The sequence below is a fragment of the Clostridium polynesiense genome (genome assembly GCF_000820705.1).
Classification (GTDB): domain Bacteria; phylum Bacillota; class Clostridia; order Clostridiales; family Clostridiaceae; genus Clostridium_AA; species Clostridium_AA polynesiense.
In genome coordinates this window covers 12,755-38,808 of sequence record NZ_CCXI01000154.1, presented here as the reverse complement: position 1 = coordinate 38,808, position 26,054 = coordinate 12,755, and the positions used below count along the sequence as shown (strand labels likewise).

Here is a 26,054-nt window from a genome sequence, read left to right as displayed (position 1 = left end):
GTAATATACTTACTGAAATAAAGTAATTATGTTTTTTCTGTTACTTTGTTCAGTAAACATTTACAATTTAATTATAAAATATATCAACAGGATTTAAACTGCATTTTTCAGCAAATTTGTACAAAATTCAGCATAGTTTTTGTGATTATTTATAAAAATATAATATTTTCTTATATTATTTTCCATATTTATGTGTATTATATAGATATGTTGTATAGCATCATTACGAATTATATAGGTTTATTGTATACATATTAGTTTATTATCCATAAAATCTGAAAGACCAGTAGAGCTTAACACAAAGTGCAGGATTTCTCCTGAGAAAAATCCTGCACCATAATTTAATTCTTATATTTTCATACTCTTATGATATATATATTTCTATTATATTTTCTTGAACAATATATTTTTCTATAGCTTCTCGTTTAAATAACATTTCAGTCTTACCATAAATATTTCTGTGCTCCATTCCGGTAATTTCAAAACCATTTATAAGGACCTTATATATACTTCCTTTTTCCTTCCCAATATTATATTTAAAGCAAGATTTTTTACCAAATATATCAAAATTAAAACTCATCCCATTAAGCTTTTTAGGAAGTGTAGGGGATAGAATAAGAGACTTTTCACCAATCTGAACACCTAAAAGCTTTGTTATAAGCTGATTAATATATATTCCCGGTCCGCTGGAATATATTCTCCAGCCCCCCTTAACACCTATTTCTCCTTCTTTAACAGCATTATAATTTTCCTGAAAGTCATAGCGGTTGTTAAAGTCGGCATCTGAGCTGCTGAAGTAGCAGTTACTTTGACGGAGTTCGGCATTTTTCACTTTAGATTGAATAAGTATAGGATTTATAGTTTCTAATGCATCCCATCCTCTTTCCCCTAAGCCGAGCTTTGCCATGGCCTCGATGTACCTTATGTGAGCATGAACATACATAAGTCCTATTTCTCTTCCTACATTTGCAGCCTGTTCTGCCCGTTTAAAAATAGTGCTTACACCGCCTTTGTAATTAGCCGGATTACTCATGAGCCTTACTCCGTCAGGACACATAAGATTATCATCTATTATCCTTAGGTTTTTATCAGCCTGTTCTTTACTTGCCAGCTCGCTTATAATGCTTCTGATCATTGGAAGCAGTCTATATGAAATACCTGTAACCCTATCTTCCGGGTGAAGCATATATTCAAGACTTTCATCCTTCCGTACCCTTACAAACCCAGGAATTATTCCATTCCTTATAAGATACTTATTAAAATCTCCTTTTATATTTTCCGCCATTTTTGATAATTTTGAGGATATTTCACCGTTATAGCTTTTCAATTGCTTTCCTAGGATATTTAATATCTGATAGGTTAAAGCTACAGTCCAGCTGCTTACAAGTGATTTTTTCAGCTCATCACTGATCGGCTGGAGGGTGTCATCCCAATCACCTCCGGCATAGGATATTAAACTCGTTCCTTTTATAAATCTATCTTCAATGCTTTTTAAAGCTCCCTTCATATGATTAAATAGACTTTCTTTATGGAGAGATCTGCTGCCATCTTTATCATTATGATAGTGGATCTGTTCATCTAATATAGAAAAATCCTCCGTTACCCTCAAATACTCTCCCAGAATTTTTAACGGCCACAACACCACATCTCCATGGGAATCAAATTGCCTTATATTATAGCTATCAAACATAAACCACTGAGGCCACTCTCCGCTTTCTAAAAACTGATTTTCATAAACCCTTAGTATTACCGCTCTGGCTAACTTAAAATGTCCCATGGCCATAAAATATTCAAAGGGTCCCTGGCATACATCCCTAGTTCCCCAAGCTGCTCCCCCAGGCTGCTCTATTCCATGGGGACTGATAAAATGTATCATAGCATTATGGGAATACCACCAGAGAATCTCATTGAGCTTATTAATGCTCTGATTTTCCTCATTGGTTTTTAAGAAGAAGTGGTTCATAAGCTCTGAATAGTAATCAATATACATATCCCTTTCCTCTAAAAAATCCGGCACTGTAACAGCTGCATCTTCCTTTCTTTTAAGGTATCCTGAAATCACAACTTTAACCTTATTGGCAGCATTTGTTTTTATAGTCATAAGAGCAGGATTAAAGCATTTTTCCTTTTTAAAAAAAATCCTGTCATCGCTTAAGGTAAACTCTGTCCCTATTACCTTCATCTCATAAAAGCTATCAGGGTATACTTTCTTCATAATGTTATTCTCATCCGCCATTATCATTATGGAGTCTTCTTTCTTTTCCAATATAATATTCTCCTGAAACTCCATTTCTCCCATAACCAGCTGTTGGGTTATTATAAATTCATAAGCAATCCCTTTCTCCGATTCTATGACTAATGTAATATCCGTTCCTTCCATTGAAGAAAATACCGTAACTATCACTATATCCCCTGAAAGTTTGTAAAACCATCGGCTATAATTTAATCCCATCTCATATAGGGAAGGAAGAGCCAAAAGATGATAACTCCCTTCATGGTTTATATATATCCTTTGTCCAGAATTTTTAAATATATTAAGTAAACCTCTTGATACGGATAGGAGCTTGTGACTGCTTGTATTCCCTACAACCAGCTGAGAATTAAACACACCGTAAATAAAGTTTGTAGAAGCAATAATCTCCTCATTAATTCTCTCTTTGTTTATTCCCGTTAATATAATATGTCCATGAGGCCTCTCCATGAGAAGCTCTTTATCTTTCAGCACTACATGACTATGTTTATCTGTAAAGAAGGATAACAGCTTTCCTTCCTTCTCCTCCAAAAGCTTTCTTGCAGGAAAATATTTATCAATATCATCTTTTTCTAAATCCAGAGAAATAAGAGGAAGTCCAAAGTCCTTAGACCTTTCTATTTTCTCCTGACTCATTAGAGAACTTTTTTCATCTCTCTTTTGAAAAGTCTTATAGAAATTGCTTATTTCCTCCTGATATTCCGGTTCTCTGACAGCAGTCTCATGATTCTCTTTGATACATCCATAAAAGGTTACAGCTTTCTTTTTTCCTTTAAGAAAAAGTTTTTCCGTCTGAAGTCCAATGTATCCCATTTCAAACTGATAAATTGTTTCCGGAAGGTCCTCCTGCATTATAATCGGTTCATTGGTGAGTTTATATTGCTTTCCAAAAAACTGCATGGCATCAGTGCTGTACTTTATAACTTTTGCTCCTATTGCTCCCATCTGACTGTAAGGGTATCTTCCATTCTGCTCCATATTTTGTCTGGAACATAAAATATAGCTTCCATCTTTATTAAATACAGAATGACCTAAATATTGACTCACATACAGCTCATTGGTTAAGGTTCCTGCTTTTTGAGCAAGGCTGAGATCCTGTCCATATATCAGATCTACTTCCTTATCATTTCCATCAAGCTCAATATTATAAAAATATATATCCTCTTTGAGAGTAAGGTTTATGTTATATTTCACTCCTAGAAAATCGCCCTCATATGCCACTTCCTCTTCACCTATAGAAAATACACTGTTTGAATGAATTCCTAAAAGAGGAGCAGTTCTTTTTTTTCCGTCTTCATAAACACGGAGAAAAATATTATTAATAGAGCCATCAATAGAATTTCCTACATATTGATTTACTAAAATATCCTTCATTAAAATTTGATATATATCTCCTGAAGGAAGAAAATCAAATTTTAACTTTTCACTCTTTAAAGTTAAAACTTCAATATTATTATTTATCATGTGTAAAACTCCTAACTTATACTTAAATAGTTTTTACAATCTAAATCAATTTAAAGCTTTTCCATAATACCTTTGAAGAATCACCGCCAACACTAAGGATAAATTTCCCTTTCTGTGCTTTGAAATTTCCTTGAAGGTCATGATATTTTAGCATTTCCTCATCAATTTCAAACTCTACCCTTTTTTCTTCTCCTGCTTTTAACCTTATCTGCTTAAAAGCCTTAAGCTCCTTTACAGGTCTTGCCACATCTGCTGCAACATCTCTTAGATAAAGCTGAACCGTTTCTATCCCTTCCATTTCTCCTATATTTTTCAGCATCAAGAAAGCCCTTATACTTTCTCCTTTACTCATATATTCACTGCTCAGCTCTAAATCAGAATACTCAAATTCTGAATATCCAAGTCCATATCCGAAGGGGTATAAAGGTTCATTTGGGATGTCTAAGTATTTAGATGAATATCTGGAATTTTCCCCCTTCACATAAGGTCTCCCTGTATTAAAATGATTATAGTATACAGGTACCTGTCCTACAGAATAGGGAAAACTCATTGATAAACGTCCTGATGGATTTCTGTCTCCAAATAAAATATCCGCCACAGCATGTCCTCCTTCTGTACCCGGGAACCAAGCCTCTAATATAGCGGATGCCTCTTGATACCATCCTGTAATTTCTAAAGGTCTTCCATTGAACATTACAATAACCATAGGTTTATTGAGCTTTGAAAGAGTATGGATTAACTTTTCCTGTACACCTGGAAGCCTTATATCTGCTCTGCTCCCTGCTTCTCCGCTCATGGATTCCTCTTCCCCTAAGGCAAGAACAATAACATCTGCCTTTTCTGCTGCCGCTATAGCATCCTTGAAAAGTGAGGTATCCTGTGATGCTACATCACAGCCCTTTACCCTTATAATCCTTTCTTTAGGAAGCTTTTCTAAAAACCCTTCTAAAACAGAAACAGTCTCTTCAGGTTTTCCATATATAGACCATGGTCCAAGAATATTTTTTTCATCTGCAAAGGGTCCTATAAGTGCAATTTTTCTCTCTTTATTAAGAGGGAGCACTCCATCATTCTTTAAAAGCACCATGGAGCTTCCTGCTGCTTCTCTTGCAATTTTCAAGTGTTCTTCACAACAGCAGGTTTCCTCAGACTCTTTTATGCTGCTGCTTCTGAAGGGATTCTCAAAAAGTCCAAGCTTATTTTTTAGCGATAGAATTCTGAGCACCGCGTCATCGATAAGCTTTTCTGAAATTTCTCCATCCTCTATAAGAGACTTAAGGTTATTAACGTAATTGATGCTCATCATTTCTATATCTACGCCAGCTTCCATGGCTTTTTTTGCAGCTTCCCTGCCATCCTCTGCCACGCCGTGATTTATAAGCTCATCCACTGATGTCCAATCGGATATCACTACACCATCAAAGCCCCACTCTGATCTTAAGATATCTCTCAAAAGCTTAGAATTACAGGTAGAAGGTACCCCGTCAATGATATTAAAGGAAGTCATCACCATTTCCGCTCCTGCATCTACTCCAGCTTTATAGGCGGGAAGGTGATTTTCTCTAAGATTCCTATTGGATATATCTACGGTATTATATTCTCTTCCTCCCTCCGGCGCTCCATAAGCGGCAAAATGTTTTACACAAGCAGCTATATTACATTCTTCATTTAAATTTCCCTGATACCCCTCCACCATAGCTTTAGCAAAAAGGCTATTTAAATAGGTATCTTCTCCTGTGGATTCCATAACCCTTCCCCAGCGGGGATCTCTTACTAAATCAACCATAGGAGAAAAGGTAACCTGAACTCCTGATAAAGCAGCCTCTTTAGCAGCGATTTCTGCTGTTTTCTTAACCAAAGAAATATTCCATGAGCAGCTTAATCCTAGAGGTACAGGAAAGATTGTCCTATATCCATGGATTACATCTGCCATAAAAATCAAAGGTATCTTATGCCTGTTATTCTCCATGTATTTCTTTTGGATTTCAATCATATCCTCAGCATTTGCTATCCCTAAAACACTTCCTGTATTCCAAAGAATTTTCTCATCAAGCTTTGCAGCTTTCAAAGGTCCTGTAATCTCTCCTTCAGAAGCTTCTTTATAAAAGCTAGGTATAAGCTGCAAAAGTTGTCCTATCTTTTCTTCAATGGTCATTTTATTTAAAATATCTTTTATATTCATCGACATATTATAATCCTCCTAATTCAGGGATACTAACAGCTCTCACGAATTATAAGCTCAGGACTTAGAATCACCTTATTGCTGGTAGTTTCTCCCTTTAGACTATGAATTAAATTATTGGCAGCAATCATTCCTGATTCATAGGATGGACGCCTTAAAGTAGTAATTTGCGGACTTATATATTCACAGATAATGATATCATCGAAGCCTATTATTCCAATATCTTGAGGGACAGATAAACCTTTATCTCTGCAGGCCTTTATAGCACCAATTGCCATTTCATCATTGGCACAAAAATATGCATCTGCGTGATTACCGCTTTCTAAAAGCCTTAGCATAGCACTATATCCCCCATCTTCAAGAAAGTTACCGCAGCTGTTCCATGAAGGATTATTTTCAAGATCCAGCTCCTTAACTGCCTTCTTAAAGCCTTCAAGCCGCTTAATACTGTCATAGGTATCTTTTGGCCCCGTAATAATACCCACTCTTTTAAATCCCTTTCTATTCATATGCTCTACAGCCTGATAAGCTCCCCTTACATTATCAATAAGAACACAGGAAACATATTCATTAGGTAAATTTCTGTCTAATACCACGATTGGGAAATTATCCGACGCTAAGTCAGCAATCATTTTATCCTCAATACTGGCAGATAAAATAATAGCTCCATCAACAAGAGACTGAGACAGTATTCTTGAAACTGCATCTTTACCGTTACCGCTCTCAATTATAATCACCTCATATCCCTGAGCCTTAGCTACATCCCTCATACCTCTCAGAATATCTTTATATACCAAGCTGTCGAAATCATATAGTACAAGAGCTATTATTTTACTCTTTTTAGTCTTTAGGTTCCTTGCATGTCCATTAGGTCTGTAATCCAGTTCTTTAACAGCTTCTAATACTTTAACCTTTGTTTCTCTGCTTATAGCCCCTTTATTATTTAATACATAAGATACTGTTGATATTGATACTCCCGCTAGTTTTGCAACATCTTTTATTGTACTCATTATAATCCCCCGTTTTTTCTGATTATTTCATTCCCGTTATAGTTATTCCCTCCATAATTTGTTTCTGGAATATGGAAAATATTATAAGTATAGGAACAACCATAACAGCTGCTCCTGCCATCTGCAGTGCAAAATCCGAACTATTCTGTCCCTTTAATAAGGATAATCCCACAGAAAGAGTATAGTATCTTTCATCATTTGCAATAATTAACGGCCAAAGAAAGCTGTTCCATGCCCCTATAAAGGTCATTATTCCCTGTACTGCAAAAAATGACTTTGAAACAGGCAGAATTAGCTGAAAAAAGGTTCTGAATTCACCTGCACCATCTATACGAAAAGCTTCAATAAGCTCTGAAGGTATACTCTCCATAAATTGTCTAAACAAAAATATACCGAAGGCTCCCACCAGACCGGGGAGCACTATTCCTGTCATTGTGTTTGTTAAACCCAAAATATTTAAAATCAAATAAATCGGTATCATTGTTATCTGAGATGGTATCATCATCGTTGCCAGTACTATAACAAAAAGCCCTTTCTTAAAGGGAAATTCATATTTTGCAAAGGCATATCCAGCCAGGGCATTCATAAAGAGACCAATAAAGGAGAATACGACAATTATCATAGTATTTTTTAAGTATGTAAGAAATTTCATTTTAGTAAATAGTGTTACATAATTTTCCACAGTGGCATTCTCGGGAAATAAAGTTATAGGTATTTTCATAGCCTCTGCTTCCGTTTTAAATGAGGTTAAAATCATCCATAGAAACGGCCATACCATAATTATCCCGCCAGTCAAGAGTAATGCTATGAGAATGGCTTTTTTAATAGATTTTCCTTCTCTTTTCATTCATTTTCTTTCCCTTTCCTTAGTATTCTACAGTTTTTTTCTTAGTCTTAAACTGTACAGCTGTTGCAATCATGATGATTGCAAAAAGTACAAAGGATCCCGCTGCTGCATATCCAAAATTACTGTTTTTAAATCCATTCTGATAAATGAGAAGCGCCAGGGATAAGGTAGAATTTAATGGTCCTCCCTTTGTCATTACCATAGGCTCTTCGAAAAACTGTATCCATCCTATTAACGTGGTTATAGTTACAAAAAATACAGAAAAACTCAGCAGAGGTATCGTGATGGATATGAGCTTCTGCCATCCGTTGGCTCCATCTATTTCTGCTGCTTCATAATAAGACTTTGGTATTCCCTTGAGGGCAGCAAGAAATATAAGCATATTCATTCCTATAGCCTTCCATACAGCTAAAATAATCAAGGAAAGCTTTGCCCACTTTGAGTTCAGCAGCCAGGGAATCGATGGTACTCCGAAAAATCCTAATACTTGATTCAAAAGTCCATAACTATTGTTATATAAATATCCCCAAATAACTGCAACAGCAACAATATTAGTTATTGCAGGAGCATAATAAAGCATTCTGGCAAATCTAAACAAAAAATTTGTACCATAATTCAGCAGAATTGCTATTCCAAGTGAAAATACTATAACAAGCGGCACTCCTACAACCACATAAAAAGCCGTGTTATACAATGCCTGTAAAAAAGATTTATCATTAAAAAGCTTAAGATAATTTTTTATTCCTACAAAGTCTATATTTGAATAGTCAGCCAAGCCCTTTAAATTCATATCTGTAAAGCTTATCCCTAATGCTAATAAAATTGGAATAATAGAAAACACAAATAGTAAAATAATAGTAGGTGCCAGAAATAAATATGGATACTTATACTTATTTAATTTTTTTAAAAAGCTTTTCATTATTACCACCTCATAGAATCCCATAGCAGTATAGGGAGTACATTGGGTTAAGGTATAAATCCCTCTGCCTCCCTGACTTTAGCATAAATTACTGTTTTAAAAGTTCTTCCGCTTTTTTATTTACCTGATCCATCTCACTTTTTACATCTGCTCCAGTCACAGTAATCTTCTCCATTGCAGAAATGAGTTCTTGTGCTATACTTTCCCAAGAAGTAATAGCAGGAGCTGACTTAGAATCCTTCATCTGTTCTCCAAAAGGTGCAAGCAACTCATTGTTCTTTAAAGCTTCCTGTTCCCAGGCCTCAGTTCTTGAAGGCAGTGTATTAGCTGTTTCCAGCCATTTCATTTGTGTAGAAACTTCTGTCAGATAATTAATATAAGCAGCTGCCTCTTTAGCATTATCAGTGGATTTAAATATAGAAAGATTAGAACCTCCTACATAAGAAGTATTAGCTGTATTTCCTGGAAGCACCTTAACTTTCCACTTTCCTTCTAAATCTGCAGCAGTTTTATTTATACTGTTTATCATCCAAGGTCCACCTATAAACATTGGAAAAGTACCATCTTTAAATCCCTGAATAGCATCATAATCGCTCTGTGCAGGAGCATATCCATCTTTTATAAGTCCTGTAGCAAAGTCTACAGCCTCTACGTATTTAGAAGAATTAAACTGAGGCTTATTATCCTTAGAAAGAGGTTCTGCACCATTTTGCCATGCAAAAATTAAAGAAAACATCTGATCCTTAGTATCCAAAAGTATTCCATATTTATTTTTACCGGAATCAGAAAGCTTTTTTGCAGCTTCTTCTAACTCTTTCCAGGTCTTTGGTCCTTCAGGATATCCAGCTTCCGCCAGTAAATCTGTTCTATAAAATAACACCCTAGTTTCCACATACCAAGGTACACCCACATATGTATCATTGTAATATCCTGTTTTAATTGAACTTTCGAAGAAATTATCAGGGTTTAAGTTTTTATATTCTTTAGTTAAATCAGTTAAATCCATAAGTACACCAGCATCAGCAAATTCTGTAACCCAAGAAGTTCCCATTTGAACTACATCAGGCCCACTGCCTGAAGCAACAGCAGTTAAAAGCTTATCATGAGCTTGATCCCAAGGTATCGCCTGAACATCAACCTTCATACCTGGATTTGACTTTTCAAAGTCAGGAGTTAGCTTGTCCAATAATTCTCCTTCAGTACCCATTGCCCATACTGTAATGGTTTTGTCTCCGGAAGCTGCTCCTCCCTTTTTACCCGTATTAGAACTACATCCACCAAGGAAAACAGCACCAGCTAAAAAAATCGGCAGCAGTTTAGTTATTTTATTTTTCATGAAAGACCCTCCTTAAATTTTATAGAAACGTTTCACTAAAAAAGCAGTTTATTCCTTTTAATAGGGTTATATTACCATATGGATTTTCAGCTTTCAATAAACTTACTTATATGTTCAGTAAATGTTTACATTTGTTATTTTATTAGTATACAGAAACTTGATTAAATATATTTAATTATATTTTGTATCTATTAATTACAATACATTCAACCGAAACGTTTCATCATTTTCATTAAAATCCACCTTTCTTCATGGGAAATAAAATTCACCTTAAAATTAATTTTCCTCTTCAGCTGAAATAAATAAAGAGGACATATTAAATGCCCTCTCATCCATAATTCTCAATTATTTTCTCTCCCTTCCGACATCTGACCTCTGACCCCTCATTTCTGCTCTCTCCCATCTCACCTCTCACTTCTGACTTCCGACCTCTGCTCTAGGTTCTCCCTCTGCGGTCACAAAAAATATAAACATCCCGCTCACAGAAAATAAAATGCACCACAAAAGCATCATAGATACTCCTCTGTAATCTATAATATAGCCTCCTAAAAGATTACCTACCACTCCTCCTGCTGTAAGGGCCGCAGTTAAAAGAGCCTGTCCTTTAATTTTATGCTCCTCCTTCATTACCTCATTGGCGTAGTACACTGAAGCAGGGATATAAAGGGCAAAGGATAAGGCCTGAAGAAGCTGGCTTACATGTATCATCATCACGCTTCCGGCAAAATAAAAAGCCACAGATTTTATAGTAAAAAATACACCAGAAATCTTCAGAAGCCTATCTGCACTAATCTTTCTTACAACTTTGGAAAACAAAAACATAGCAGGAAGCTCACACATGGCAGCAATAGCTATGGACTTTCCCATATCCTCACTGTCTCCTCCTACGTGAGCCATTATCTGTACAAGATATGTATTTATCATGTTATGAAAGGCAAAAAGGCAAACCACACCAATAAGCATAAGGGTAAATCTTTTATATTGCCTAAAAAAATTCTTTCCTTTGTTGGAGGAGATATTTTCATTATTTTCGTGAGCCTCTTCTCCTGTATTCATCTTAAACATTATAAGAACTAAAATAATAAGAGCATATAAAGTTAAGGCAGCAATTAAAACTATATTTTCTCCCTTTATCTTTATAAGGTAGCCAAGTATATATGAAAGCACTGCAAAGGAAAGAGATCCTATACCCCTAGCAAGTCCATAGTTTACATTATATCCTTTATTTTCATAATATACGCTTATACTATTTATAAGAGGCATTAAAACTCCTGCAGCGGTGATTACTATAGCAAACAAACCTGCCACAGCAACCTTTACATTGGGTATAAAAAGTAAAATAACAAGAGGAACTAATCCCCCTGCTGCTATTAAAGCAGATAATTTCTGAAGGGTTATTTTTTTGGATTTATCTGCAAAGTCTGCTATTACAGGCTGAAGTACCACAGAAAAAACATTTGCCCACGCTATAAGGATACCTATTTCACTGGCGGAAAATTCTTTTGAAAGCAGAAAAACCGATGCATAAACTACCACAGAACAAAAAATCATCCAGTAATTACCCTGAAGGATTGCATATTTTAATGTTATTTGTTTTTTCAAATGAATCCCGCCTTTCTAGTTTTACATCTTTGATTACGCTTATATTACATAGTTATAAGCATCTATTAAGCTGATAAATTAATAATATCATATATTTTATTCCTTATAATCAATATATTGGAATTAAATCTTTAAATCATTCTATTTATCGTAATCTATCATATCTATATGGATAAAATTTAATACTTCAATGAAGTAAGATAAGCTTAAAAGAAGGGACTGTTGATATAAGCTCTTTCAAAGTTTCTATTATTCAAAAAACTTATAAAAATAAAGGACGAGATGAGCGTCCTTTACCTTTAATTATTATTAATTTTATTTTAATGTGCAGGATTTAGCTGTACTTGATACATTGTTTCCTTTGCATTATTAAGTGCTGAATTAATCAGAGATTCTGCATCCTCTGCAAAGGCTTTCCCTAATTCTAATTCAAGGAGTAAAGGGAAGTTAGTACCTGTTATTGCTTTTACATTGTGGTTTCCGAAAGCTGCCATAGCTGCTGCCTTAAAAGGTGAGCCTCCAGGGATATCAGTGAGGATAATAGTTTCTGAATCACCATTTTTGCTAACTTCAGCATTGATTTTTTCACAAAGCTTCTCGAAGGATTCTCCTGCTGAGAAAGCTAAGCTTGTTACACCTTCACTGTCTCCGTTTAAGAGACGAAGAGCACTGTGTAAACCGGGACCGAAATTTCCATGACCTACTATAATAATATTAATCATTATTACCCCTCAACTTTCTGGCTCTGTGTACGCCCTCCATAAATATTTTAGCTCTTTCAGGATCAATAGGATTTCTCATGTTACCATTTTTCACCCATGTTCCTACACTTACTCCATCAAAATACTGAAGTATTTTGTCTATGTTTTCACCGGTTGCTCCGCTGCTTAAGAAGATTGGAATGCCGTTTCCTATTTTTTTCCTAACCGCTTTGATGATCTCAATGCTTTCCTCAGCACTATGTCCTCCAACAAATAAACCATCTGCAAAGGCATTCATCACTGTATCCCATGCATTGTCAACGATGGATTTACCGCAGAGCTGCTCATAATGTATTTCCTGAACATCTGCATAAATAGGAACTTTAGACCCTATCCTCTTCTTAAAGTTCAAAATATCTACACACTGAGCCTTCATCAAACCTGCATAACCTACCTCACATCCGGTATAGGTATGTTCTACTCTGATAAAATCGGAATTTGCCGCATCTGCAACCGCCAAGCTTGCTACTCCATCCCAGTTTATAAGGATACCTTGAATCATATCTGGATATTCCCGCTTAAGTTCAACTGCAAGCTTTGTCATATAAGAAATGGTTTCAGGATTTGCTATCTGCTGAATTGGAGCATCATTTCTGTTTTGGATGATGTATCCGTCAAATCCGTTTTCTTTAAGCATTTTAACCTCTGCTTTTGATGCTTCTATTATTTCATCTATACTTTGTCCATTGTTTTTATAACTTCCGGGAGCGGGTTCAGGCTGTATCATGGCCAGTGCTACCGGAAAATTCATCTTATCAGCCATTTTGATCTTCCAACTTTCTATTATATTTTATTGCTGTTTCAAACATTGATTCTGCAGGTATAATTCCTTCCTCACAGATAATTGCAGTAATTAAATCCGGAGTTATTGATACTAATTTAATACCGCTGAAATCAATCTTTGATTTTGTCTCTTCATCCCAATCTGCTGCCAAACGTGCTGAATAATCATAAGGCATTGGAGATAGCCTCTTATAGCCATATACAGGTCTTACATCCACCTTAATCAGCGGGGTTAATGCATAAAAAGGAATATTTAAATACTTGCAGGCAACGGCAACCAAATCAGATCCTATGGTATTAAACACCGTTCCATCTGGATAAATGGTTTCAGCTCCCATAAATGCAGCCTGGCACTCTTTTAAATAATGCATCAGTGTGGTATCAGGAATGAATCTAACCTTATGTCCTGCTTTTAAAGCATCCTTTACAAAGGGCTTACCACCGTTTAAAGCTCTGCTTTCAGGTATGTATACAGTCAGCTGATGCTTTAAATCCTTTAAAAGCTGATTTACTGTGCTTGAATAATCGAAAATCATGATGGTATCCATGTTTTCACACATGCTCACAGTATATTGGATGAGTTTATTTGTATTTTTTTCTGATTCCTTTTCATAAGAAAGGATTGTCTGCTTAAGGGTTTTTCTTGCTTCCTCCTCCTCAAGCTTTAATAAAGTATCTATGTTTAAAATATAGATATTCAATGCATTATAGATTGCTCTGCTGTTCTGCCCTCTTGTTGATTTAAAGAATTCCGCTACAGCCTTTGTTTTTCTTACAATTTCATCCTTTGTATTTGAAGGATCATCTGCAATTGCTATAATCATTTCTCCCATTAGTTTTATTTGCTTGTTTGCTCCCAATACTCTGCTCAAAGTAATATCATCAAATTTACTTTGGACACTTTCAGGAAGCAGGGATCTTACTACTTCTTTTTCCATAATTCCTCCATAATTTTAGGGGGAGCCCTTAAGACTCCCCAAATATTAAATACCTAGAATTTCCTTTGCGTTATCACTAAATAACTGCTGTCTAAACTCTTGTGATAGATTCAATAAATCAAATGTCTCTAAAGAGCATTTGGTAATCTTATGAGGATAGTGTGTACCGAATATAAATTTAGAGTGATCTATATTGGCAAATGCCTTTCTAAGGATAGGAAACTCATACATACAGCTGGTTTCAACATACAAATTATCATGTTGAGGTACAAGCTCTACGCAGCCATATCCAAAATCGGTGGTTCCCATATGCAAAAGTACCATCTTAATACCAGGATGCCTTTCTGCATAGAAGGCCCATTGAGCAGGCATTGTCCTGGGACCCCAGCCGGTGAACACATTAACCAAAAGATTGTGTTTTTCTGCAATATCTAATATATTGTCTATTAACGGTTCTGTTTCAGGATAGTAGTTATGTACAAGTGAGTCCAGCTCTATCGCTTTTATACAGCCTGATTCTATTACTCTATGCAGTTCTTCAATACAATCCCTTTCTTTAGGATTTATTACTGCACAGCCTATTAGTTTGTCAGGATATTTTTTTACTGCAGAAATCATCGCATCATTTTGTTCTTTGATTGAGTAGCCGTCTATTGCTGAGATCATTCTGATATCTATATTATTTTTATCCATGTCAGCTATAAGCTGTTCTACTAAATATTCATCTTTTTCTCTGTCCCAAGGCAAATGACAGTGATAATCAATAACCATATGTACCTAACCAACTTTCTTATTATTTATTATCCTAAGAATCCTACTGCGAATCCTACAACTCCAACCAGCATTGTAACAAGCATTAATACCACTGGAGACATTTTCTTTTTATCCATTAAATATAGCATTAACAATGTATACAGTAATGGTAGTAAGCCCGGTATCATTCCATCCAATACGCTTTGTATAGCAACGGTAGTCTCACCTGCGGTGTATGCAAAAGGTATTTTGATAGTAACGAACTTATAAACGAATCCACCGATAACTACATATGCAGCGATGCTGGCAAGTCTTGTCATCTTCTGAAGTAATCCGCCGGATTGGATTTTTTCTACTAATTCAACCCCTTTTTGATAACCCTTCATAATACCGAAGTATCTCAAAAGCTGACCAACTACTGCCATTACTAATAAGAATAATACTGGTCCAACCATGCTTGTATAGTTACTTCCAATTACTAAAGATACAGCCAAACCTGCCATTATAGGTCTTAAAGTTCCGTGATACAGTGAGTCTCCAATACCTGCTAAAGGTCCCATTAATGCAGCCTTAATAGCATTTATGGAAATAGGATCTATGTCCTTATCTACAGCATTTCTTTCCTCCATGGCTGCTGTTATACCAAGTACAAAGTGAGACAATCTCGCCTCGGTTAAAAATAATTCTGTGTGTCTTTTATATGCTTCTATTTTTTCCGGCTCATTATCGTATACTTTTTCAACAACAGGAATCATTGAAAAGGTAAAACCGGGAGCCTCCTGTTTTGAATAGTTAAATCCGCTTACAAACGCTTGAGAATAAATGTACATTTTTAGAAGATCTTTTTTGCTCAGCCTTCTTAAATCATTTTTTTCACTCATTTTAGCTCTCCTCCTTATACGCTGGCTGCTTCTGATCTGGTTTCATTGTAAAATGCCATAGCTACACAAATTACTGCGATTAATGTTATACCGATAGGGTTTATGTTTAAGAAGCTTGAGAAGAAGAAGCCTACAAGGAAATACTGCCATATGTTCTTAACATTGATTGACTTAATAAGGATTGCAAGACCTACAGCTCCTATCATCTTACCACCTACAGCTAAACCATCAATAATAACTTTAGGAATAGAATTTATAATAGCTTGTACCACGTCAGCTCCAAAGTAAAGTCCAAGGAATACAGGTACTGCAAATAATACTAAATTGAATAGGTTTGGCAGTATCAGGCAGTTCATCCAGATTCCTTTACGGTCTCCTTTTGCTGCTGCTCTTTCTAATCTATTTTGTGTCCAAACGCATAATACCATATTACGGAAATACATACCCATCTGGCCTAAAATTGCTAATGGCAGTGCAGTTGCCAGTGCTATTTCCGTTGAACCAGAAATACATGCGAAGGCTGATGCTAAAATAGTTGAGAAGGTTTCCTCCGGTGGAAGTGCTGTACCTACAAACACCTGTCCTAAGAACATAAGCTCTATGATACATCCTACCTCCAGGCCGATCTGAAGATTTCCCATTAATAATCCCACAATAGGTCCTACTACAATAGGACGATAGGTAAAGAACTGAGTACAATATTTGTCAAAGAAAGTGATCCATGTAAATATTGCTACTAATATTGCTTTAAATAATAATCCTTCCATTCTGATCTTTTCCCCTCTTCTTATAAGTTTTTAATTAATTCAAGCCCATCAATGCTCTTATCATTAGGTACAGCTCTTACATCCAGAGAAATTCCCATGGCTGCAATAGCTCTTAAATTCTGAACATCTGCATCTTCAACATAAATGAATGGCAATAAACGTTTTCTTCCTGTAGTTGATTGACTGTTGCTTATGTTGCCGACATTTAAAGATGAAACCTTAAATCCCCCATTAAATAAGGCTAGCGCTGACGCTGCATTTCTTACTATGAGCAGAGCATTTTCCTCAGTTGCATCTGTTTCCAGGAATTTAACTGTGTCCTCAATAGATTTAATGATTAAATTAATTCCTGCAGGCACTGTAAGCTTCAATACCATCTGCTGCATAGAGTCTTTTGCTGCACGATCATCAGCAACTATGATGTTTTTAGCCTTGGATGCTGCAATCCAAGCTGTTACTATCTGTCCGTGAATCAGTCTGTCATCAATTCTTACGTGTGTTACTTTCAAATTCTCGTCCTCCTTTTAAAATTACATTTATTCTATATTAAAGAATCCTCATGCCTTCTTTAAGAAGATCTGAGGATTCTTTATAAGCGTCTTTGCCACAACTTTTCTGCGTTTTTATAAAATACATCCTCTAGTTCTGCTTCAGTAAAGCCTAAATGATATAATTTTTCTATTTCGATATTTGTAGGTTTATAGGGCCAGTCTGTTCCAAAAAGTATTTTCTTGCTTCCCAGCACCTCTTTTGCTTTTAGTAAGATATCGTATTCCATATTAGCGCTTGTTTCCACATAGAAGTTTTCTATGTTTTTAACAGCTTCTATGCATGTTGAACCAAATTCTCTTCCACATATATGTGTGAAAACAAAATTTGTATCAGGATATCTTTTAGCATATTTTAACCATACAATTGGAGTACACAAGGGACTTGCTCCTCCATGGATCTGTATGTGAACCCCGTATTTGGATATCTCGTCTATAACCTGATCCAGCTGTGGGCAGTTTTCAACATTATATCCATGCTTCCAGCTCATGAATTTAACTCCATTCATCTTCATTTCTCCTAAAGTACGATGAATTTCGTCCATTGCATGAGGATCCTTTGGATCGATATCCGCATAGCCTTCAACAAAATCCGGATACTCCTTCATAGCAGCATAGATGATATCATTGTTTGCTATCATGCTGTCAGCGGATAAGCTTACTATTCCTACCTTCTCAATCCCAAAGGCCTTTAACTCTTTCACCATCTGATGTGCGCTGTTTCCATCACCGGATCTGGTCTTTCCTAAATGGGAGTGAAAATCATATCTTTTCATTTTTATCACCTCTTACATTTACAATATGAACATTATATTTAAAGCTGTCAGCTACGTAAGTGTTTTCACTAAATTCAATGGGCCTCAGGTCACAATCATAGGTAACACGTTCTTTATAGACCACCGGTTGATTTTCATCTAAGAATAACTCTTTTTTTACTTCCGGCGATATCATTTTTGCTTCTATGGATTCATCTGCACTGCCAAGCTCTATGCCGTGGTTCTCCAGGTACTCATATAAGCTTGTTGTTGCATCAAAATCATCATTCTGTATTTGAAAACCCAAATCGCTTCTAATATATGTTTCGTTAACTCCGATGAGTCTTCCGTTAAGCAATCTTAAACGTTTTAAAAAATAAACCTTTGAGGTACTAGGTATCTGAAGCTTGGCAGCTACCTTAACAGTAGGTTCCATTATCTCCAGCTTTAATATAATAGATCCGGGGCTGTCACCTTTAACTTTTGCATCACCGCTGAAGCTTGCAAAGGTAGATAATTCCCTCTGTTTTTTTATATGCTGAACTATGGTGCCTGAACCTTTTCTTTTCATTACATATCCGTCATGCTCTAAATCTGCTATAGCTCTTCGAACTGTAACCCGTGAAATTTCATAAAGCTTTATCATTTCGTTTTCAGAAGGAAGCGCTTCTCCTTCTTTAAAGATATTTTTCTCAATGCATTCTTTTATATACTTGTATAATTGATGATGCATCGGCACTGAACTATCTTTGTTAACTTTAAAATCATTCATTTTTAACACCCCTTGCATTTTTATCATAACTTGTTATAATAAGTTTGTCAATACATTTTTCTTAATATAACAAGTTTATGATACAACGATTTCATTTAAATGGTTGTTATAACAGGATGTGAGGTTTATTATGTCAAGAAAAGAACGTAACTTTTTTATTATCTTAGCAATTCAAGGATTAGCATTTAATTTTGCCCATCCTGTAACTCCTACTTTAATAAAGTCACTGAATTTAAATAGCTATATGTTTGGTATAGCCTTTGCTTCCATGGCTTTAACCAGTTTTCTTTTCAGCCAATTCTGGGGATATATGTCAAACAAAAGGAATGAAGGCTTTATTTTTATGATATGCTGCATATTATACTCCTTTTCTCAGTTTATGTTTTTAAAATCTGTCAGTGAATTAGATATTATAATCGCAAGATCAATAGGAGGCTGCTTCATCGCAGGAATTAACGTATCTTCATTAAACTATATAGTTAGGATATCACCAAAGGAAAGCAGAGCTCAGAATATTACACTTTTTGCCAGTATAACTGCAATTACAGCAGCCTTTGGCTATCTTATAGGAGGCTTTGCAGGGAACTCTGATATTAAATATTCTTTTTATCTTCAAATAATAACATTGATTGCAGCAGGGGTAGCATTTAATATAATAGGCATAAAAAGAGATACCTGTCCTAAAATCCGCTGCAGAGAAATGATTAACCAAAGCAATCCCGCTTTTTTTCTCTCTAAAAATATATCTATAAGTAAATCCTTAGTATTTACCTTAACCCTTGCTTTAATTTCTACCATTGCAGCCACTGCTTATGATCAAACCTTTAATTATTATATTAAAGATATATTTGACTTTAAGCCCTCCTCCAATGGCTTAATAAAGTCTATAATAGGAGCAATAACCATGGCTGTAAACTCAACTATATGTATTTATATAGAAAAGAAGGGGATAATCAGAAAAAGCCTTATATACATATTCTTAGGATGCGCAGTAAATCTTATTCTTGCGATTTTATTCGATAATGTAGTTTTGTTTATGCTATTTAACTTTATATTCGTTGCCTTCAACGCCCTACATGTGCCATTAATCCAGGCTATGCTCACCACCAGCAAGGACAACAGCTTCAATGTACTTGGGTTTTACAACACCATGAAATCTCTGGGATGGATTATAGGTGGAGTTGTTGCAGGCATTACCTACAGCTTCTATTACAAACTGCCCTTTATAATTGCAATAATATGCTTTTTCATAATATTTGCCATATCCCTTCCTTATAGAAATGAAGAAGGTCCCAAGAGTTATAAGAAGGCAGGGAGTCCAAGCTATAAAGGATAAATGGATAACAGTTAGGTTATGAATAAAGCAGATAATCACCAGAAAAAATAAAAATTACTGCAGATGCTGTTTTCTGCAGTAATTATCAGGTTGTAATAAAGGCATGAAGTCCTACAAGAGAACTTCATGCCTAAAAATGCTTATCACTATAGCCTATCCCAATCAATCTCTCACTAAATCAAAAAACCTGCAACAATGACAAAGGCCGTGCTTATAAGGGTTCCCAGCAAATAATATTCCGCAAAATCTCTTTCCTTTGAAATCCTGTCATAGCGGGCTATGGATTTGGCGGTTAGCACCAAGCCTATAGCAGAATATTGTCCTATGGATATAAATATTAAAATAAGTATTCTCTCCATGGTACCTATAAATCTTCCTGCATTCTTATCCTTTTTGCTTTCCTCGTCTTTATTATCGGGCCTGTAGGCAGCTAATAGCTTTGAAATGGTAATATTAGCAGGCTTGGTAATCAATAATAATGCGGTGACCCATGAAACAAAGGTCATTACAGGTATTCCTATAATATGAAAGAAGTCTTGTATTTTCAGATTAATTGATATGTGATAATAATCAACATATATAGGTGGATAGTTCACAGTAAGTATATATGAAATCACAACCAGAGAAATCATATGTATCATTTGGTCCAAAAGGAATAAGTTCCTGTCCTTTATAATTGATAATCCCTTCTGATTTTTAATATAGTAATATTTCAAAAGATCAATAACTCCATGTATTGCTGCATAGATTGTTCCTATGAAAAGCACTTTCCAAAAGAGGAGCGGCACCATTATAATCACCGTAGTCAGCCAAAAGCAGATAAAATGTATAAACACCCATTTTACACTTTTATCCTTTTTTCTGGCCATAAAGCTTGTTTGAAAATAATAATCACCAAGAACATGCACTAAAAGAAGCAATACAAAATATTCTTTAAACATCTTTTCTCCTTATCTCTTTTAATATCTCATTTATAGTATCTGTAGCCTCTTTATAAGCATAATAATTTCCTTTTGTTAATCCTCTCTGTACCGATGACTGAGCTATATTCAGTCTTTCAGCACTCTTAACCTGCCCATCCTGATGCCTCATTACATCCCAGATTATTTCTCTCTGCCTGTCCGTCCAGCTTCTTTTTATAACAGTAAGGAGGGATAAAATGGTATTAAGCATAGCAGCTGCAGCATCATTGTCTCCATCTGTTTCTATCCTTATATCTGCTGCAGAGGTTTTATTTTTCTGCTCATTTTCCTTCAAAAGCTCAACAGCCTTTCTTGCAAGATAATACGCCGGTCCATCTGCTCCTATAGCCCTTTCTGAATCTATAGAGGTTGTTATAGCCCCTACCCCTATACCAAATCTTATTTCTACAGGGTACATATCTCTCCGGATTTCCTCAATAATATCCATAACATTATTCCCTGAGGACAAAAGTCCCTGAAATTCATCTCCCAAGGTAATAATAAACTTTGACGAGATGTCCTGCTGAAACTTGTTATTAATGTTATCCAGCGCTTCCTTTAAACTTTCCTGTACAGTTTTTCTATATTCAAGTTTTTTAGATTTTTTTATATCTCCGATAATGGCAATATAGGGATCATAAGAAAAGAAAAAAAGCATAAATATACCTCCAGGGTTTTTATTTTATTTTACATGAAATTAATACCAAATTCAATAGTTATGCATATATAAATGCATAAAATAATATTATGCACTTATATATGCATATCATTATTTTATGCATCATTTGGACATATACATCAGTGCAGTAAGATCACCCAGCTCTTTGTAAGCTACAGCCGCCCTAATAAGCAGTGATTTATCTGTTTTGTCGCTTGACATAATGGAATTCACTATAATGACTATATTCATCAGTTGTATAGCGAGTATAGTTATATTTATTGACATATTTCAAATATCCGCCTTTTAACAAAGCGATTTGATATTCACCATAAAGTCCGTGCTCTTCAAGCCATTTTAGATAATTTTCACGAAAAGCATGAAAATCTTCTTCTGATACAAACTCTCCATCTATAAGTATAGAACTTCCGCCTTCAACGGAATTTTCTAACTCCTCCATATCTTTTGGCATAGATTGTAGATTTGTATATGTTATTTCAGAAACCACCTTCACATTTTTTTCTCCTAACTGTTCTTTTGGAAACTTGGCTATATAGGATGAATACATAGGAACAAGTGCTACCATTATATAATTATCAAAATACTCAGTTTTACCATTTTTTCACTACGCTGCACTGAAAAGGAGTCAGTTGATGGATCTCCACCTTTTGGGTATGCCCATAATGTTTCATTTTCTAAAGGAGTTGCATCTGTATACCCAGAGTAAGCAAATTCCATCCCATATTTCTTTTCTACAGCTTGCAGCATTTCTTCAATAGCAATAATTGCACTCTTTTGAGATTGAAGCAATGAATCATAATCAGTGGATAAGCCGCTGTCATATAGAATTTGCTTTTGTCTTTCAGTAAGAACAATCTCTACTTTTTCTCTTTCAGAAGGTCTGGAGAAAGCCTCCCCTATCTCTTTAATGATACTATCACAGCCGGATAATACTAAAACTGAACCAATTAGGATAATTCCTAAAATAAATTTGGACAAAGAAGCTAAAGTCTTTTTATCCATAAATCTTTACTCCTCACTAATTTCGATTCCCATTGAAGGATTAGCTGATAGACTTTTTCTGTTAATCGTAGCTCTTCTTCCACTCCTCTGCTCCATAAGAGATTGTATCTTGAGGCAAATTACCTTCTGCCACCTTTTTTCCTGTATGGTAATTATATATGGTCAAATGAACTGACCAATCAGTTGAGTTATTTTCTAATATATAGTTTAAACCATAACCTATAGCTGTGCCATAAATCGTCTTCAGATGAACATTTGCAGGAAGATTTTCATCTATATAAAAGAATAACTCTTTGTACTCGTCGTCACCAGTATATTTATACTTTGAGTTTATATCAAGCAATTGGCCTACTAATTTATCTATATAATCATTATTCCTTTTAATTAGGTTTTTTCTTTGTGTATCGGTTACTTTTATAATTAAATTTTTACCACTAACAATTGCATCAGTGCAATAAGCATCACCTAGTTCTTTACTTGTTTTAGAATCCTCTGAGGGATCTGTCCCAGTATAGGTGTAATAGGATTCAGGTATTGTAATGGTATATAATTTCTCATCTGTATTCGGTTTATTCCCGTTAACAGGTTTATTATTACATCCATAAAATAATGCAAATAAAATCAACAGAACTAAGGTTACTATTCTTTTCTTCATTTTTCTTATCCTCTAATTATAATTATTTCTTAGCCAATGTTTTCGGCTATATCTGAAAGGTTAGTATATATACTCCTAAGACGCTGGCAACGATTTGTAATTCGAGAGGCACTGGTAGAGTCAACTTGTCTAACATTATTGAAAACTGTATCTATCTTCGATTTGCATCTTTCATTCGTTTCTGTCACCCTAGAAAAGTACGCACTTATACCTTTAATGGCAACTCCAATAAACAGTGGTGAATACCATTCTTCTCCTGAATAACTGCTCCAAGAAGAAACAGGAGAAAATGACATATTCTCAATTCGAGAAATTACATCCATCAAGGTATCATAAACATTTAATGAAAAATTTCGAATTTTCCCCGTCCTAGCAATTGCATTAGCTGTTCCCCCGGATGTATTAATGGTTTTAACCTTGCTGTTGATCTTTTCCCAAAAATCAGTGACATCTATATGATAGTCTCCGGCAAACATTGCTTTGAGCGTGGGCAGCAGTAAATTTTTTAGAAGCCTATCATCGTTTTTATCCGTTAATTGTTCTTTGATATAGTTTATTATGTTAGCTAAATTTAAATTCACATCCACATGAAGACCAAGTAAGTCAAAACCCCCAAGGTTAATTAATTCGTTCAGCGAATTTAAACCAAGTACTTCCAGAAGCTTATCAATATCTTCTGCATTCAAATTATATTTTTCCATGTATTTTACCAAGTAAGCAATTATCATTGCTAGCTTGTCAGGATTAGAAAGAACATAGTCTCTTATTTTATCTGCACCGCTATTCGATTCACCGAATACCATTGCCAACAGCTGAGAAACAAAATAAACCATCTCACCCTTTTCATTGCCATCTGCGTTATTGATAATGAAGGTGGTAAAATCGTGCAACATCACCATGGATGGATCCTCTTCAATAATTACAATTTGAGGTATGCCATTCTCATCAAGAATCAAATTCCCCTTTTCATCTGTCACAAATAAAGAATTTGGACTGTGATGATGCTTAATATTTTCAACCCCAAAACCTTGGCAATAGACTTGATTTGAATTGGGAACCGGGAAGAGCAATACATGAACATAATCCGTGGAAAGTGAATAGTTCGTAATTTTTTTTCCTCTTACCCCTATTTCAGCCCAGTATTTATCAATAAATTCCTGGGAAAAACCCTGACCATCGTAAGCCACACATCTGTCAACCTTGTCAGAAGCAATAGTCACAAACATAGCCTTATTACCCCCTTTTGAGTGACCGGTAACGGTTACCTTGTCAAAGGGGATACTCTCAATAAAATCCAGCGCTTCTTTTTGGCTTTTTGTATCTGAAGCATTCAACCCCTCAACGTTATCTATCCATTCAGCTCCGCCTGATGTCCCTTTAAATGCAACAATAGCCTCTGAGCTCTTCCCTTTTTCTGCGAAACACAACGCTAATGTTGTTTTATCGGAGCTTGTCATTGTTTCATATAAGACTAACTTTCTTAAATCGCTGGATTTCAAATATCTAATTATACTTGCCCATTCAGCACCGCTTGCATAAGCACCGCCTATCTCAGCAGTATGCCCTTCAAGCCTATTAAGGCTTTCTTCATTAAAACTGGCTAAGATTTCTTCAATGGTCATACCCTGTTGTATACTTTTAATACCATTAAAAGCAGTAACCCCTGCAGTTTCAGCCACATCATTATTTAGGTAGCATAATTGTTCTATCATACCTAATTCATTATCTGTAAGAAACACACAATCACCTCATATAAAAATATATTACTTATTCAAATAAGAAAATTCTCTACGAAGATAGTATTTCTCAAAGAGATAATCTGTAAAATTATACTTTGTTAAGCGTATCAAAATATCCGGCTTCAGCAGTATAATTTGAGTGCTTCCAAAAAGCTGGTGTTCCTTCATCCACTTTTCATACTTATTAATAAAGCTTGATAATTGGTCTTCAGAAAGCTCCTTACTATCAATGAATAGACTGTTATTTGACTCAACACTCCCATGAAACTTTGAGAAATCTTCTGGAACAGCTTCCAGCGATGTTGCTGTAATTTCGGAAAAAACCTTCACAGCATCAATTTTCATCTCCTTTTTTACAAACCCTTCAATATACGAACTGAACAAGTGGCTTACAGCATGATTGATATAATCATCCTTATAAACAATTTCTCCATTTCTTTCAATTCGGGTTACCGTAAAGCTATCTGTAGCTTTATCCCCTGAAGCAGGATAAGCTCGCAATTGTTCTTTTTCTAAAACATTTTCAGCAATATACCCTGAATAAGCAAATTCCATCCCATATTTCTTTTCTACAGCTTGTAACATTTCTTCAATAGCAACAATGGCATCTTTTTGGGATGAGTTTAATTTATTATACTCGGTAGGCAAATCATTTTTAGAAAGTATTTCTTTTTGTCTTTCATTAAGGGTAATACCCGAATCGGTATTGTCTTTTGATAAAGGTTTATTATCCATTGAACAACCCCACACTCCTATCATTGTAAGAATTATGACAATTAAAATTCCTATACTATTTTTCCTCTTCATATAAACCCTCCGATCCATAGAACCATTTTGCAATCTGCCCATCTGCATCTGTAAACGAAATTATTGTATTGGTGACAGCAGTTTCAGTTTTTTTAATCAAATCAGCCAATACAGTACCAATTTCATTTAACTGTTCTGCTGCAGCAACAATACTATCAGCAGCAGCTCCTTTTGAAGATGAAAAGGTCACTTTAACCTTCCTTCCTGCAATGCTTTTTGATAAAGCAGCCAGCTTCTTTTCGCTTTTCTCCAATTCTAATATATTCACTCTAATTTCTACTGAACCAGCCATTTCTTCACCTCAT

25 protein-coding genes are annotated in these 26,054 nt (G+C 35.3%); 1 reads left to right on the top strand and 24 read right to left on the bottom strand.

Annotated features, from left to right (window positions below):
• Positions 1 to 364: 364 nt before the first annotated feature.
• From TA89_RS16650 to TA89_RS16575, 16 genes are all read right to left on the bottom strand, one after another.
• The gene (locus TA89_RS16650; RefSeq protein WP_040215007.1) at positions 365 to 3,715 is read right to left on the bottom strand and encodes a GH36-type glycosyl hydrolase domain-containing protein; all 3,351 of its coding nucleotides are present in this window, start codon (positions 3,713 to 3,715) and stop codon (positions 365 to 367) included.
• Between the two features lie 40 nt (positions 3,716 to 3,755).
• Positions 3,756 to 5,903: a beta-glucosidase BglX gene (gene bglX, locus TA89_RS16645; RefSeq protein WP_040215005.1), complete on the bottom strand. Its 2,148-nt coding sequence runs from the start codon at positions 5,901 to 5,903 to the stop codon at positions 3,756 to 3,758.
• Between the two features lie 26 nt (positions 5,904 to 5,929).
• On the bottom strand, positions 5,930 to 6,907 hold the full coding sequence (locus tag TA89_RS16640) for a LacI family DNA-binding transcriptional regulator (protein WP_040215003.1): 978 nt from the start codon (positions 6,905 to 6,907) through the stop codon (positions 5,930 to 5,932).
• Between the two features lie 22 nt (positions 6,908 to 6,929).
• A complete protein-coding gene (locus tag TA89_RS16635; protein ID WP_040215000.1) occupies positions 6,930 to 7,754 on the bottom strand; it encodes a carbohydrate ABC transporter permease in 825 nt (274 codons plus the stop codon).
• 19 nt (positions 7,755 to 7,773) lie between these two features.
• Entirely contained in the window at positions 7,774 to 8,673 is a 900-nt protein-coding gene (locus tag TA89_RS16630) for a carbohydrate ABC transporter permease (protein WP_040214998.1), read from the bottom strand.
• 88 nt (positions 8,674 to 8,761) lie between these two features.
• Positions 8,762 to 10,009 (bottom strand): sugar ABC transporter substrate-binding protein, encoded by a 1,248-nt coding sequence (locus TA89_RS16625; RefSeq protein WP_040214995.1) that lies wholly within the window; start codon positions 10,007 to 10,009, stop codon positions 8,762 to 8,764.
• Between the two features lie 411 nt (positions 10,010 to 10,420).
• The gene (locus tag TA89_RS16620) at positions 10,421 to 11,611 is read right to left on the bottom strand and encodes an MFS transporter (RefSeq protein ID WP_052447583.1); all 1,191 of its coding nucleotides are present in this window, start codon (positions 11,609 to 11,611) and stop codon (positions 10,421 to 10,423) included.
• A gap of 320 nt (positions 11,612 to 11,931) precedes the next feature.
• Positions 11,932 to 12,333, bottom strand: coding sequence for a PTS sugar transporter subunit IIA (locus tag TA89_RS16615; RefSeq protein WP_040214993.1), 402 nt, complete (start codon positions 12,331 to 12,333; stop codon positions 11,932 to 11,934).
• On the bottom strand, positions 12,326 to 13,135 hold the full coding sequence (locus tag TA89_RS16610; protein WP_147590166.1) for a BtpA/SgcQ family protein: 810 nt from the start codon (positions 13,133 to 13,135) through the stop codon (positions 12,326 to 12,328). Before TA89_RS16610 ends, TA89_RS16615 begins: the two co-directional genes overlap by 8 nt.
• On the bottom strand, positions 13,128 to 14,093 hold the full coding sequence (locus tag TA89_RS16605; protein ID WP_040214991.1) for an IF-2B domain-containing protein: 966 nt from the start codon (positions 14,091 to 14,093) through the stop codon (positions 13,128 to 13,130). Before TA89_RS16605 ends, TA89_RS16610 begins: the two co-directional genes overlap by 8 nt.
• Positions 14,094 to 14,138: 45 nt before the next feature.
• Positions 14,139 to 14,864 (bottom strand): amidohydrolase family protein, encoded by a 726-nt coding sequence (locus TA89_RS16600; protein WP_040214989.1) that lies wholly within the window; start codon positions 14,862 to 14,864, stop codon positions 14,139 to 14,141.
• Between the two features lie 29 nt (positions 14,865 to 14,893).
• Entirely contained in the window at positions 14,894 to 15,727 is an 834-nt protein-coding gene (locus TA89_RS16595; protein WP_040214987.1) for a PTS system mannose/fructose/sorbose family transporter subunit IID, read from the bottom strand.
• A gap of 14 nt (positions 15,728 to 15,741) precedes the next feature.
• On the bottom strand, positions 15,742 to 16,494 hold the full coding sequence (locus tag TA89_RS16590) for a PTS mannose/fructose/sorbose/N-acetylgalactosamine transporter subunit IIC (protein ID WP_040214985.1): 753 nt from the start codon (positions 16,492 to 16,494) through the stop codon (positions 15,742 to 15,744).
• Between the two features lie 20 nt (positions 16,495 to 16,514).
• On the bottom strand, positions 16,515 to 17,003 hold the full coding sequence (locus TA89_RS16585) for a PTS sugar transporter subunit IIB (protein WP_040214983.1): 489 nt from the start codon (positions 17,001 to 17,003) through the stop codon (positions 16,515 to 16,517).
• Between the two features lie 80 nt (positions 17,004 to 17,083).
• A complete protein-coding gene (locus TA89_RS16580; protein WP_040214980.1) occupies positions 17,084 to 17,818 on the bottom strand; it encodes an amidohydrolase family protein in 735 nt (244 codons plus the stop codon).
• Positions 17,805 to 18,569: a GntR family transcriptional regulator gene (locus TA89_RS16575; protein ID WP_052447582.1), complete on the bottom strand. Its 765-nt coding sequence runs from the start codon at positions 18,567 to 18,569 to the stop codon at positions 17,805 to 17,807. The genes TA89_RS16580 and TA89_RS16575 overlap by 14 nt, the downstream gene beginning before the upstream one ends.
• 130 nt (positions 18,570 to 18,699) lie before the next feature.
• Here TA89_RS16575 and TA89_RS16570 point away from each other — a divergent pair, with 130 nt between their 5' ends.
• Complete coding sequence (locus tag TA89_RS16570; protein WP_040214979.1) at positions 18,700 to 19,905, top strand: MFS transporter; 1,206 nt, start codon at positions 18,700 to 18,702, stop codon at positions 19,903 to 19,905.
• Between the two features lie 173 nt (positions 19,906 to 20,078).
• Here TA89_RS16570 and TA89_RS16565 read toward each other — a convergent pair whose 3' ends face one another.
• The 8 genes from TA89_RS16565 to TA89_RS16530 all read right to left on the bottom strand — a co-directional run bounded on the left by TA89_RS16565 (position 20,079) and on the right by TA89_RS16530 (position 26,041).
• Positions 20,079 to 20,846, bottom strand: a complete 768-nt coding sequence (locus TA89_RS16565; RefSeq protein WP_040214977.1) for a DUF3307 domain-containing protein — start codon at positions 20,844 to 20,846, stop codon at positions 20,079 to 20,081.
• Entirely contained in the window at positions 20,839 to 21,525 is a 687-nt protein-coding gene (locus tag TA89_RS16560) for a SatD family protein (protein ID WP_040214975.1), read from the bottom strand. The genes TA89_RS16565 and TA89_RS16560 overlap by 8 nt, the downstream gene beginning before the upstream one ends.
• Before the next feature lie 199 nt (positions 21,526 to 21,724).
• A complete protein-coding gene (locus tag TA89_RS16555; protein ID WP_147590164.1) occupies positions 21,725 to 22,111 on the bottom strand; it encodes a hypothetical protein in 387 nt (128 codons plus the stop codon).
• Positions 22,111 to 22,548 carry a hypothetical protein gene (locus TA89_RS16550; protein ID WP_040214971.1) on the bottom strand — a complete coding sequence of 146 codons (438 nt, stop codon included), beginning with the start codon at positions 22,546 to 22,548 and terminating at the stop codon, positions 22,111 to 22,113. The genes TA89_RS16555 and TA89_RS16550 overlap by 1 nt, the downstream gene beginning before the upstream one ends.
• 61 nt (positions 22,549 to 22,609) lie before the next feature.
• Positions 22,610 to 23,203, bottom strand: a complete 594-nt coding sequence (locus TA89_RS16545) for a hypothetical protein (RefSeq protein ID WP_040214969.1) — start codon at positions 23,201 to 23,203, stop codon at positions 22,610 to 22,612.
• A gap of 29 nt (positions 23,204 to 23,232) precedes the next feature.
• Positions 23,233 to 24,942: a Tle-like phospholipase domain-containing protein gene (locus TA89_RS16540; protein WP_040214967.1), complete on the bottom strand. Its 1,710-nt coding sequence runs from the start codon at positions 24,940 to 24,942 to the stop codon at positions 23,233 to 23,235.
• Between the two features lie 24 nt (positions 24,943 to 24,966).
• Positions 24,967 to 25,749 (bottom strand): hypothetical protein, encoded by a 783-nt coding sequence (locus TA89_RS16535; RefSeq protein WP_040214966.1) that lies wholly within the window; start codon positions 25,747 to 25,749, stop codon positions 24,967 to 24,969.
• Entirely contained in the window at positions 25,733 to 26,041 is a 309-nt protein-coding gene (locus TA89_RS16530) for a hypothetical protein (protein ID WP_040214964.1), read from the bottom strand. The genes TA89_RS16535 and TA89_RS16530 overlap by 17 nt, the downstream gene beginning before the upstream one ends.
• Between the last annotated feature and the right edge of the window lie 13 nt (positions 26,042 to 26,054).

Bases quoted from the DNA above. Each gene is read 5' to 3' on its own strand.
- TA89_RS16600 (WP_040214989.1), bottom strand. From the start codon at position 14,864: ATGGTTATTGATTATCACTGTCATTTGCCTTGGGACAGAGAAAAAGAT.
- TA89_RS16605 (WP_040214991.1), bottom strand. From the start codon at position 14,093: ATGGAAAAAGAAGTAGTAAGATCCCTGCTTCCTGAAAGTGTCCAAAGT.
- TA89_RS16580 (WP_040214980.1), bottom strand. From the start codon at position 17,818: ATGAAAAGATATGATTTTCACTCCCATTTAGGAAAGACCAGATCCGGT.
- TA89_RS16560 (WP_040214975.1), bottom strand. From the start codon at position 21,525: ATGCTTTTTTTCTTTTCTTATGATCCCTATATTGCCATTATCGGAGAT.
- TA89_RS16625 (WP_040214995.1), bottom strand. From the start codon at position 10,009: ATGAAAAATAAAATAACTAAACTGCTGCCGATTTTTTTAGCTGGTGCT.
- TA89_RS16545 (WP_040214969.1), bottom strand. From the start codon at position 23,203: ATGAAGAAAAGAATAGTAACCTTAGTTCTGTTGATTTTATTTGCATTA.
- TA89_RS16565 (WP_040214977.1), bottom strand. From the start codon at position 20,846: ATGTTTAAAGAATATTTTGTATTGCTTCTTTTAGTGCATGTTCTTGGT.
- bglX (WP_040215005.1), bottom strand. From the start codon at position 5,903: ATGTCGATGAATATAAAAGATATTTTAAATAAAATGACCATTGAAGAA.
- TA89_RS16630 (WP_040214998.1), bottom strand. From the start codon at position 8,673: ATGAAAAGCTTTTTAAAAAAATTAAATAAGTATAAGTATCCATATTTA.
- TA89_RS16530 (WP_040214964.1), bottom strand. From the start codon at position 26,041: ATGGCTGGTTCAGTAGAAATTAGAGTGAATATATTAGAATTGGAGAAA.
- TA89_RS16640 (WP_040215003.1), bottom strand. From the start codon at position 6,907: ATGAGTACAATAAAAGATGTTGCAAAACTAGCGGGAGTATCAATATCA.
- TA89_RS16550 (WP_040214971.1), bottom strand. From the start codon at position 22,548: ATGGATAAAAAGACTTTAGCTTCTTTGTCCAAATTTATTTTAGGAATT.
- TA89_RS16635 (WP_040215000.1), bottom strand. From the start codon at position 7,754: ATGAAAAGAGAAGGAAAATCTATTAAAAAAGCCATTCTCATAGCATTA.
- TA89_RS16570 (WP_040214979.1), top strand. From the start codon at position 18,700: ATGTCAAGAAAAGAACGTAACTTTTTTATTATCTTAGCAATTCAAGGA.
- TA89_RS16535 (WP_040214966.1), bottom strand. From the start codon at position 25,749: ATGAAGAGGAAAAATAGTATAGGAATTTTAATTGTCATAATTCTTACA.
- TA89_RS16615 (WP_040214993.1), bottom strand. From the start codon at position 12,333: ATGATTAATATTATTATAGTAGGTCATGGAAATTTCGGTCCCGGTTTA.
- TA89_RS16595 (WP_040214987.1), bottom strand. From the start codon at position 15,727: ATGAGTGAAAAAAATGATTTAAGAAGGCTGAGCAAAAAAGATCTTCTA.
- TA89_RS16650 (WP_040215007.1), bottom strand. From the start codon at position 3,715: ATGATAAATAATAATATTGAAGTTTTAACTTTAAAGAGTGAAAAGTTA.
- TA89_RS16575 (WP_052447582.1), bottom strand. From the start codon at position 18,569: ATGAATGATTTTAAAGTTAACAAAGATAGTTCAGTGCCGATGCATCAT.
- TA89_RS16590 (WP_040214985.1), bottom strand. From the start codon at position 16,494: ATGGAAGGATTATTATTTAAAGCAATATTAGTAGCAATATTTACATGG.
- TA89_RS16610 (WP_147590166.1), bottom strand. From the start codon at position 13,135: ATGGCTGATAAGATGAATTTTCCGGTAGCACTGGCCATGATACAGCCT.
- TA89_RS16555 (WP_147590164.1), bottom strand. From the start codon at position 22,111: ATGGTAGCACTTGTTCCTATGTATTCATCCTATATAGCCAAGTTTCCA.